Origin of the sequence: Metapseudomonas otitidis, from assembly GCF_011397855.1 — a bacterium.
Lineage (GTDB): Bacteria > Pseudomonadota > Gammaproteobacteria > Pseudomonadales > Pseudomonadaceae > Metapseudomonas > Metapseudomonas otitidis.
Genome location: NZ_AP022642.1, coordinates 2338955 through 2348452 on the forward strand (window position 1 = coordinate 2338955; position 9498 = coordinate 2348452).

Annotated in this window: 11 protein-coding genes; 3 read left to right on the plus strand and 8 right to left on the minus strand. The window is 69.3% G+C overall.

What is annotated here, in order from left to right; all coding sequences use genetic code 11:
• Positions 1 to 94: 94 nt before the first annotated feature.
• Together epsC and rhtA are read right to left on the minus strand one after the other, a co-directional pair.
• Positions 95 to 1036 (minus strand): serine O-acetyltransferase EpsC, encoded by a 942-nt coding sequence (epsC, locus tag PotMrB4_RS10785; protein WP_074969541.1) that lies wholly within the window; start codon positions 1034 to 1036, stop codon positions 95 to 97.
• A gap of 74 nt (positions 1037 to 1110) precedes the next feature.
• On the minus strand, positions 1111 to 2001 hold the full coding sequence (gene rhtA / locus PotMrB4_RS10790) for a threonine/homoserine exporter RhtA (RefSeq protein ID WP_044404225.1): 891 nt from the start codon (positions 1999 to 2001) through the stop codon (positions 1111 to 1113).
• Positions 2002 to 2061: 60 nt separating this feature from the next.
• Here rhtA and PotMrB4_RS10795 point away from each other — a divergent pair, with 60 nt between their 5' ends.
• Positions 2062 to 2652, plus strand: coding sequence for a helix-turn-helix domain-containing protein (locus PotMrB4_RS10795; protein WP_172433236.1), 591 nt, complete (start codon positions 2062 to 2064; stop codon positions 2650 to 2652).
• Positions 2653 to 2658: 6 nt separating this feature from the next.
• Here the strand turns inward: PotMrB4_RS10795 and PotMrB4_RS10800 are convergent, their stop codons facing one another.
• The 4 genes from PotMrB4_RS10800 to PotMrB4_RS10815 all read right to left on the minus strand — a co-directional run bounded on the left by PotMrB4_RS10800 (position 2659) and on the right by PotMrB4_RS10815 (position 5082).
• A complete protein-coding gene (locus PotMrB4_RS10800) occupies positions 2659 to 2961 on the minus strand; it encodes a DUF5629 family protein (RefSeq protein WP_074969545.1) in 303 nt (100 codons plus the stop codon).
• Positions 2962 to 3029: 68 nt separating this feature from the next.
• The gene (locus PotMrB4_RS10805) at positions 3030 to 3353 is read right to left on the minus strand and encodes a hypothetical protein (RefSeq protein ID WP_172433237.1); all 324 of its coding nucleotides are present in this window, start codon (positions 3351 to 3353) and stop codon (positions 3030 to 3032) included.
• Between the two features lie 137 nt (positions 3354 to 3490).
• Positions 3491 to 4027 carry a cytochrome b gene (locus tag PotMrB4_RS10810; protein WP_172433238.1) on the minus strand — a complete coding sequence of 179 codons (537 nt, stop codon included), beginning with the start codon at positions 4025 to 4027 and terminating at the stop codon, positions 3491 to 3493.
• Positions 4024 to 5082 carry a catalase family peroxidase gene (locus tag PotMrB4_RS10815; RefSeq protein ID WP_172433239.1) on the minus strand — a complete coding sequence of 353 codons (1059 nt, stop codon included), beginning with the start codon at positions 5080 to 5082 and terminating at the stop codon, positions 4024 to 4026. The genes PotMrB4_RS10810 and PotMrB4_RS10815 overlap by 4 nt, the downstream gene beginning before the upstream one ends.
• 130 nt (positions 5083 to 5212) lie before the next feature.
• On the opposite strand from PotMrB4_RS10815, the gene PotMrB4_RS10820 reads away from it, so the two are divergent.
• Both PotMrB4_RS10820 and PotMrB4_RS10825 read left to right on the plus strand, forming a co-directional pair.
• Complete coding sequence (locus tag PotMrB4_RS10820; RefSeq protein ID WP_074969551.1) at positions 5213 to 5725, plus strand: sigma-70 family RNA polymerase sigma factor; 513 nt, start codon at positions 5213 to 5215, stop codon at positions 5723 to 5725.
• On the plus strand, positions 5722 to 6468 hold the full coding sequence (locus PotMrB4_RS10825; RefSeq protein ID WP_172433240.1) for an anti-sigma factor family protein: 747 nt from the start codon (positions 5722 to 5724) through the stop codon (positions 6466 to 6468). The genes PotMrB4_RS10820 and PotMrB4_RS10825 overlap by 4 nt, the downstream gene beginning before the upstream one ends.
• Before the next feature lie 52 nt (positions 6469 to 6520).
• On the opposite strand, the gene PotMrB4_RS10830 is transcribed toward PotMrB4_RS10825, so the two are convergent.
• A complete protein-coding gene (locus PotMrB4_RS10830; RefSeq protein ID WP_172433241.1) occupies positions 6521 to 7117 on the minus strand; it encodes an NADPH-dependent FMN reductase in 597 nt (198 codons plus the stop codon).
• A 98-nt stretch (positions 7118 to 7215) separates the two neighbouring features.
• Positions 7216 to 9360 (minus strand): methyl-accepting chemotaxis protein, encoded by a 2145-nt coding sequence (locus PotMrB4_RS10835; protein ID WP_172433242.1) that lies wholly within the window; start codon positions 9358 to 9360, stop codon positions 7216 to 7218.
• Positions 9361 to 9498 lie beyond the last annotated feature (138 nt).

The following is a 9498-nucleotide window of genomic DNA, read 5'->3' on the forward strand; positions in this document are numbered from 1 at the left end:
CACTGGCCAGTGGCCAGGACCGGTCATTCATCGGCTGCCCGCGTGCCGTCCGTCCGGGGGCGCGCCGTGGCGAGGGGGCCACGGCGCGTACCGGTCAGGCGCCGCAGTCGCTCTGCAGGCTGGCCTGGGTGATGTTGCTGTCGGCCGGCACGCTGCGGGTCAGCCAGACGTTGCCGCCGATGACTGAACCCTTGCCGATGGTGATGCGCCCGAGGATGGTGGCGCCGGCGTAGATCACCACGTCGTCCTCGACGATGGGGTGGCGGGGCTGGCCCTTCTGCAGGTTGCCCGACTCGTCCGCGGGGAAGCGCTTGGCGCCCAGGGTCACCGCCTGGTAGATGCGCACGCGCTCGCCGATGATCGCCGTTTCGCCGATCACCACGCCGGTGCCGTGGTCGATGAAGAAGCTCTTGCCGATGGTGGCGCCGGGGTGGATGTCGATGCCGGTGGCCGAGTGGGCGATCTCGGCGATGATGCGTGCCACCAGCGGCAGGCCGTTTTTGTAGAAGTAGTGCGCCAGGCGGTGGTGGATGACCGCGTGGATGCCGGGGTAGCACAGCAGCACTTCGTCGACGCTGCGGGCGGCCGGGTCGCCCTGGAAGGCGGCCAGCACGTCGCTGTCCAGCAGGCGGCGCAGTTGCGGCAGGGCGGCGGCGAAACCCTGGACGATGGTGATGGCCTCGCACTCGATGTCGGCGGCGCTGGTGCTGTTCTGCCGGGCGGTGTAGCCCAGCTCGCGGCGTACCTCGCCGGCCAGGGCGTTTAGCGCCACGTCCAGGGTGTGGCCGACGTAGAAGTCTTCGCTTTCCTCGCGCAGGTCCGCCGGGCCGAGGCGCATGGGGAAGAGCGCGCCGCTGATGGCTTCGATGATCTGGCCGATGGTGGTGCGCGAGGGCAGCTCGCGTCCGCCGCGATCCTGGCCGCGACCGTTGCGGCTGCGCCACTCTTCGCGGGCGCTGCGCAACTCGCTGACGATCTGGTCCAGCTGCCAGTTGACCGGGCGGCAGCCGGTGGAAACGTAGGGGAACTTGTTCATGGACGATCCTGTGGGGGCGCAAGGCAGGGCGATAGCCTTGCGCAGGAGGGCTTCGCTCGGCAAGGGGTTTGCGCTCAGTCGGCGGGAATCAGTCCCTGCACTTCTTCCTTGCGCTTCATGCTCGCGGTGGTGCCCACCGAGGCGAGAATGATGGCGCCGATGGCGGCCCACTGCAGCAGCGTCAGCTTTTCACCGAGGAACAGCAGCCCGGAGAGCGCCCCCAGGGCCGGCTCGATGCTCATCAGGGTGCCGAATGTCCGCGCCGGCATGCGTTGCAGGGCGTACATCTCCAGGGTGTAGGGGATGGCCGTGGAGAGCAGCGCCACCCCCAGCGCGGTGGGGATCAGGGCCAGGTTGAGCAGGTCGGTGCCGGCATGGACCACGCCGAAGGGGGCGGCGGCGAAGGCGGCAACGATCACCCCCAGGCAGGCGCTCTGCATGCCGTGGTCCGCCCCGGCGCGCTGGCCGAAGATGATGTACAGCCCCCAGCACACGCCGGCGCCGAGCGCGTAGGCAGCGCCCAGCGGGTCGATGCCGCTGGCGTTGGCGCCCACCGGCAGGAGCAGCAACAGGCCGGCCACCGCCAGGGCGATCCAGACGAAGTCCAGCAGGCGCCGCGAGGAGAAGATCGCCACCGCCAGCGGTCCGGTGAACTCCAGTGCCACTGCCACGCCCAGGGGCACCGTGCGCAGGGACATGTAGAACAGCAGGTTCATGAAGCCCAGGGCCACGCCATAGGCCACCACGCTGCCCAGGGCGCCGGTGTTGATGCGGGCGCGCCACGGGCGCAGCACCAGGATCAGGAAGATCGCGGCGAACACCAGGCGCAGGGTGGTGGTGCCTTCGGCGCCGATGAGGGGGAACAGGCTCTTGGCCAGGGACGCGCCGCTCTGCACGGAGGTCATGGCGATGATCAGCACGCCGACGGGCAGGAGCGTCGCGGCCAGGTTGCGGGACTGGGTCATGGTTTTCCGGATCAGGCAGGGAAGGGCGCGTGCTTGTGGTGCGCCGGGATGTGCAACATAATGCGCAAATTCATCTCAATGAGCAATATATTGCCCAAGGCCATGGACCGTCCCAACGTACTGGAACACGTCTCCGAGAACGTTCGCCGCCTGCGCAAGGCGCTGGGCATGAGCCAGGATGCGCTCGCTTCGGAGTCCGGGGTGAGCCGGCGGATGATCGTCGGCATTGAGGCCGGGGACGTGAACGTCAGCCTGGCGACCCTGGACCGCATTGCCGAGGCCCTGGGGGTGCTGTTCCCCGACCTGGTGCAGGCGCCGAGCCGCCCGGATCGCTCGCGCATCGAAGCGGTGGCCTGGGTCGGCCAGGACCCGCGCAGCCGCGCCGTGCTGCTGGCCAGCGCCCCGGCGCGGCGCGAGGTGGAGCTGTGGTCCTGGGCCCTGGAGCCGGGCGAGCGCTACGCCTCGGAGGCGGATGCCGAGGGCTGGCGGGAGATGGTCTACGTCATCGAGGGGGAGCTGACGCTGGAACTGCCGGAGGGGCCGGTGACGGTCCGCGCCGGGGACTTCCATGTGTTCGCCAGCAGCCAGCCCTATGCCTACTCGAACCTGGGCACAGCGCCCCTGCGCTACCTGCGCAACGTGGTGAGCTGAGCCTGTTCAGGCCTGCTCGGGCGCCTCGTCCTCGTCTTCTTCATCGTCGTCATTGCTGCCGCTGAAGGCCTCCATGCACACCAGGTGGTGCTCGCCCTGGTCGCTGTCGATCCGCCAGCTGCCATCGGCTTCGGCGCGGGCCTGCTGCACCTGCTCGGCACTGAATTGCCAGACGCGACGGTCGCGGCCGTCGATGCATTCGATGCGCAGGGCCCCGTCGACCAGGTCGAATTGCCAGGCATGCAGGCCGTCGATCTCCAGCATGTCGCTGTTGCCGAGGGTGTCGAGGAGGGTGGTCGGTTCGCTCATGGTGCGGCTCGGGTGCTGTGAAAAGGCCGCGATGATAGAGCACGCCCGTCGCCAGGGCGACCCTGGGCTCAGGGCGTGCCGCTGCCCACCAGGCGATCGGCTTCGCTGATGTAGGCGTTGCCGGTCTTGCGGGCGTACAGGCACAGCTCGTTGCCGCTACGCCCTTTCATGTGCGGCTGGGGGTAGCGCCCGGTGATCATCAGCGCGGTGAGGCCGAGGCGGTCGTCGAACACCACGGGCTGGCCGGCGGGCTTTGCATCCTTGAGTTTGCTGACGGCGGTGCAGGCCGCCAGGACGCGGCGGTCGTGCTGTTTCCAGGCATCGTCGCTGGACGCCAGGGCATTGCCGGCGCACCACAGCAGGGTGATCAGAAGGCAGGGGATGCGGCTCACGGAGGTTCTCCAGGGTGAAGGCCAGGCACCGCCCATTCCGCGACAGGCCGCTTGCCGGCCTGCCGCGTCGGGAATGGAGGGTGCGTACAGCTCCTAGACCACGGCCGTCTGGATTGGTTTGGGCCGGATCACGCCGTTCAGCGGCCCCCGAGCATGCTGCCGAGCACGCCGTCGCGACGGACCAGGCCGTGGAACAGCGCGGCGCCCAGGTGCGCCAGGACGCAGGCCAGCAACAGGTAGGCGAGCCAGCGGTGGGCGCTGCGCAGCACCGCGTAGAGCTGGGCGTCGTGCGGTGCGATGGCCGGCAACTGCAGGGCGCTGCCCAGCTGCACCGGGTAGCCGCCGGCGGAGAGCATGCCCCAGCCCACCAGGGGCATGGCCAGCATCAGGCCGTAGAGCAGTACATGGGAGGCGTGGGCCAGGCGTTGCTGCCAGGCCGGCATGTCGGTCGGCAGTGGCGGTACCGGCCGACGCAGGCGTACGCCCAGCCTCAGCACGGCGAGCACCAGCAGGGCGACACCCAGCGGTTTGTGCACGGCCACCAGGGTGGTGTGCCAGGGGCTGAGCTCCACCACCATGCCGGCACCGATGAACAGCATGGCCAGGATCAGGATCGCCATCAGCCAGTGCAGCAGGCGGGCGAGCGGGGTGAAGACGGGGCGGGTGGAATTCATGGCTGGGCTCCGGGGCGAGGGGCGGGGGCGCCTTCGTGGGTGCGGCGGTTGAAGGACACGGCGTAGGCGGCCGAGCGGGCGGCGAGGATCGGGTCGGCCGAGGGCTCGATGCCGTCGGGCAGCACCAGCGGGTCGAAGTTGATGTCGCGGCAGTCTCCTTGGTTCTCGGGCTGGGCGCGGTCGATCACTAGGGTGCCGGCCTCCACCTGCTGGCGCTCGGCGGGCCAGGCGCGGGACGGGTCGTCCACCGGGTCGCCGTCCTCGGCCAGGGTCAGCACCAGGTGCCAGCGCAGCGGGCCCTGGGCCAGGCGGCGGTGGAGGTCGTGGGCGAGGAAGTCCGGGTCGTCCACCTGGGCGTCCAGGGGTTCGTAGGGCGCTTCCGGCACCATCGCCCAGCGCACGTAGCGGGCCTGGCCCTCGGCGTTCACCAGGCGGAAGGCATTGAGGCCGTGGTAGCGGGCGTTGGCGAAGCTGTTGGACGGCTTGTTGGCCTGGGCCCACTGGCGGAAGGCCGCGCTCTCCGGGTGGGCGTCGAAGAAGGCCTGCACCTTCGCCGGGTTGGGCTTGCCGGTGGCCGGATCGGGGGCCGAGGCGAGTACCTGCTCGAAGAAGGCCTCCACCGTGCCCACCGCCAGCACCGCTGGGGTGTTCATGCCGGTGCGCCACTCCTGGCCGTCGGCGCTGCGCAGGCGCAGGGCCAGGCTGCGCACCGGCACGCTGGCATCGGCGGCGAAGGGGTTGCTGCCGCCGATGGCCAGGCGCCCGGTCACCGGGATGTCGCCCGGGGCGAAGACCTGGGCACGGGAATAGGCGGCGGCCGCGCCGCTGGACTGGAACTGGCCGCTGATGCACAGGCCCTTCGCGTGGTTCTTGCGGTAGCCGGGGTAGTGGCCGGCGTTGGCTTCGAAGGTGTCGATGATGCGTTGCGGCGTCAGGCGCTGCGGGCCGATCCAGCCGGCGGTCCAGGCGAAGGCGCCGGCCAGCCCGGCGACCGCCAGGCCGATCAGCGAGAGCCGGCCGGCGAGCTGGGCGCGGCTGAGGGGGGAAGGGGTCATGGATGGCTCCTCTGGCCAGGTCATTGAGCCGGTGGGACGTACGAGCGGAGGATTTATTCCCGCCGGCTGGAATAAAGTTGCGGCTGGGGCGTCTTCCTCCACAGCATCCTTGCCCCGAGCCCCGTTCCCCATGCATGACATCGATGACGACGAACTTCGCGAACTGCTGCAGCGCCTGCGCCGTTTTGCCCTCTGGCTGACCCGCGAGCCCGCCAGTGCCGATGACCTGGTGCAGGCCACGGTGGAGCGTGCCCTGGGCGATCGCCAGGGGCCGCGCCAGGCCGAGAGCCTGCGGGCCTGGCTGTTCGCCATCCTCTACCGCAAGTTCCTCGACGGGCAGCGGCGCGCTCGGCGCTACGCCAAGGTGCTGGGCTTCTTCGGCCTGGCCGGTGCCGACGAGACCCCGTCGCTGGAGGCGCAGGTGGAGGCACGCTCGACCCTCGATGCCTTCGCCCGCCTGCCGGCCGAGCAGCGCGCGCTGCTGGTGCTGGTGGGGGTGGAGGGGCTCAGCTACAAGGAGGCCGCCGAGGCCCTGGACCTGCCCATCGGCACCGTCATGTCCCGCCTCTCCCGCGCGCGCAAGGCCCTGCGCGCGCTGGCCGAGGGCGAAATCGCATCCCCTTCGTTGCGGATACTCAAATGACTTCCTTCGAACCCAGCGAACACGATCTCCACGCCTACCTGGACGGCCAGCTCGACCCCGCACAGGCCCGCCTGGTGGAGGCCTGGCTGGCCCGCCACCCCGAGACTGCCGCCCAGGTGGAGGGCTGGCGCCAGGATATGCAGCACCTGCGTGCCGGCCTCGCCGACCTGCAGGGGCTGCCGCCCAACCCGGCGCTGGACCCGCGTGCCATCCGCCGTGCGCGGCTGGCCCGCCAACGGCGCCAGTGGGCGACGGCGGCCGCCTTGCTGCTGGCCTTGGGGCTGGGGGGCGTGGGTGGCTGGCAGGCCCGTGAGCAGACCCTGCTGGCGGACATCCCGCCCATGCAGGACGCCCTGGAGGCACACCGCCTGTTCGCCCTGGGCAGCGTCGCGGTGGATGTGCAGGGCGATGCCGGCAACCTCCAGGCCTGGCTGGACCGGCGTTTCACCCACGCGTCGCGCATTCCCGACCTGTCGCCCTACGGCTTGCGCCCGGTGGGTGGGCGGCTGCTGACCAACGAGCAGGGGGCGGCGGCGATCCTGCTGTTCGAGGATGCCAACGGCCAGCGGGTCAGCCTGTACCTGCGCTCGCCCGGCGCGCTCTATGCCGAGATGCCCAGCGGCAGCCGCCAGGACGGTGACCTGGAGGCGCGCTACTGGTCGCGCAATGGCTACAACTACGCGCTGGTGGGCCCCAGCGGTGATCCGCGTGGTGCGGTGGTGCAGCGGGCGCTTTCGCTGTAAGGGGCGGGCGCTGTGAGGGACGGCCCCGCGCAGTGTGGCGGGGCCGGCGCGCTTACATGCCGTTGGTAAAGGCGGGGTTGCTGAAGTCGATGCTGGCACGCACCGGCTGCAGGGCGGTGGCGTACTTGGCGAGGATGTCCAGGTCGTAGTCCAGGCGGTCGCGGATGCGCTGGTCGTCTTCGCTGGCCACCTCGGCGCCGTTGAGCACCTTCTCCACGCCGCGGACGATCAGGTGTTCGGGCAGGTAGCAGAGGCGGCAGTTCTTGTAGCTGGAGGCGCGCAGCTCGCTGATCGGGTAGCCGCCGCCGATGCCGGAGGAGACGCCCACTAGCAGCCCCGGCTTGTGGGCCAGTTCGGCCTTGCTGGCATAGATGAAGAAGTTCTTGATGGCCGGGCAGGCCATGCCGTTCCACTCGGGGGCAATGATCACCACCGCGTCGGCGGCCTTCAGCTGTTGCTGGAAGCCGACCCAGGGGCCGGTGTCTTCGGCGGGCCACAGTGGCAGCGGCTGCTGGCCGAGGTCGATGACCGAGGTGCCGGCCTCATCGGCCAGCTTCAGGTCGACCAGGCGTTGGCGGATGAAGCGGGCGACCTTGCCGGACTGGCTGTTGGCGCGGCTGGAGCCGGCCACGATGGCGTAGTTGAGCATTGTGTTGTCCTTGCAGGAACGAGGAAGGGGAGAGGCAGGCTAGCGAGCGGCACGCCGGCGAACAAGCGCCGGCGTGCCAGGGCATGGAGCCGATGGCGTCAGACCTTGAACTGGTCCATCAAGCCCTGCTGGTGGTTGGCCAGGCGGTTGAGGTTCTGGCTGACCTCGGCCGACTCCCGAGCCCGCACCGAGAGGGATTCGGTGACATCGCGGATGGCGGCGACGTTGCGGTTGATCTCCTCGGCCACGGCGCTTTGCTCCTCGGCAGCGCTGGCGATCTGCAGGTTCATGTCGGTGATCACGGTGACGGCATCGCCGATCTTGCGCAGCGAGGTCACCGTCTGGCCGACCTGCTGGACGCTGTTCTGGGCCTGGCGGTGGCTGCTGTGCATGGAGCCGACCACTTCGCGGGTGCCGTGTTGCAGGCCCTCGATGACCTGGCGGATCTCTTCCACCGAGTCCTGGGTGCGCTTGGCCAGGCTGCGCACCTCGTCGGCGACCACGGCGAAGCCTCGGCCGGCTTCACCTGCGCGGGCGGCTTCGATGGCGGCGTTGAGGGCCAGCAGGTTGGTCTGCTCGGCGATGGCGCGGATCACTTCCAGCACCGAGCCGATCTGCTCGCTGCTGCTGGAGAGGCCTTGCACCTCTTCCATGGCGGCGCTCATCTCGCTGGCCAGCTGCTCGATGGCGCTGGTGGTGCGGTCGATCATCGCCAGGCCTTCCTGGGTGGCCAGGTCGGCGCCCCGTGCGGCTTCGGCGGCCTGGGCGGCACTGTGGGCCACGTCGTGGGCAGTGGCGCTCATCTCGTTGGAGGCGGTGGCCACTTGGTCGACTTCCTTGTACTGCTGCTGCATGCCGGCGCTGGTCTGCTCGGCGATGGAGGAGGCCTGGTCGGCAGTGCCCCGGGCATCCTGAACCGAGCGCTTCACGTCGGCGATGATCGGCTGCAGCTTGTCGAGGAAGCGGTTGAACCAGCCGGCCAGCTCGCCCAGTTCATCCTGGCGGGCGTACTCCAGGCGGCGGGTGAGGTCGCCTTCGCCGCTGGCGATGTTCTTCAGCATGGCGGCCACGCCGAGGATCGGCCGGGTGACGCCGAGGGCGGTGAGCCACATCAGGCCGAGGCCGAGTACGGCGGCGGCGAGGCCGATCAGGGCCGAAACCAGGCTGCTGGCGTCGCGCTGGGCGTCCAGCTCCTTCTGCAGCTTGATGGCGGGGGCGAGCAGCACCTTGTCCGGCACTTCCAGCAGCACGCTCCAGGGCGAGGCGGTGGGGATCGGCTTGAAGGGCTCCATCACCCGCAGCATGCCGTCCTTGTCGACGTTGCTGGGCTTGCCGCTCTGGAGGGCAGTGGTGAGGGCGGCGGCGTCGGTACCGAAGACGGCGTCGAGCTTCTGGCTGAGCTTGCCTATGTCCTGGCTGTGGCCGGCGAGCAGGCCGGCGGGGCTGAGGATGCTGATGTGGGCCTTGCCGTCGTACAGCTCCTGGCTGCCTTGCTGGCTGAGCTGCTGGAGGCTGTCGAGGCTGATGTCCAGGCCCATGACGCCGATGACTTTGTCGTTCTGGATCAGCGGGAAGGCGATGCTGGTCATGAGGATCTTGCGGTCGCCGACCTCGTCGAAATAAGGCTCCAGCACGCAGGAGTCGCGGGTCTGGATGGGGCAGGTGTACCAGGCGTTGTAGGGCGAGCCGCTGGGGCCGGTGCTGTTGTCCGCGAGCATCTTCTCGTCCATGGTTTCCGACAGCAGCTTGCCGGGCGTGGCCTGGGACCAGTAGAGGGCGAAGCGGCCCTTTTCGTTGCTGCCCAGCTCGCCCTGTTCGGTGAACAGTTCGTCCTTGCCGTCCAGGGCGTTGGGCTCGAAGACCACGTAGAGGCCCAGCAGGCTGGGGTTGGCCTCCAGGCTGGTGCGCACCTGGCGGGTCAGGTCCTCGCGCAGGTCGAAGGCGTCGAGGAAGCGCTTCTCGGCCTGTTCCTTGAGGAACAGTATCTGGCGGGAAAAACCCTTGCCGTACTGGTAGGCGTCCATGAAGTAGCGCTGGATGCGGATGGCCTGCAGTTCGCCACGCGCCTGCATCCGTTGTCGGGCGCTCTGGTCGAGCATCTGGGAGCTGGAGGCCTTCACCAGTTCGGCGCTGCGTTTGGACTGGTAGAGGGAGGCGCCTACCAGGAGGGTCACGATGGCCAGCAGGCAGAGGCCGGCGAGCAGGGTGATCTTCCACTGGATGGAAAGGCGACTGAACGGCATGGTCTTTTCCTTCTTCTCGTCAGACTACAAGGCGGCTATCGGCCAGTTGGCCACATACTTGATCAGGCCGGTCCTGGCGATGGGGCTTCCAACTCGAAACGACTGCTGCGGGCGCAGCATGCAAGGATTATGCACGCA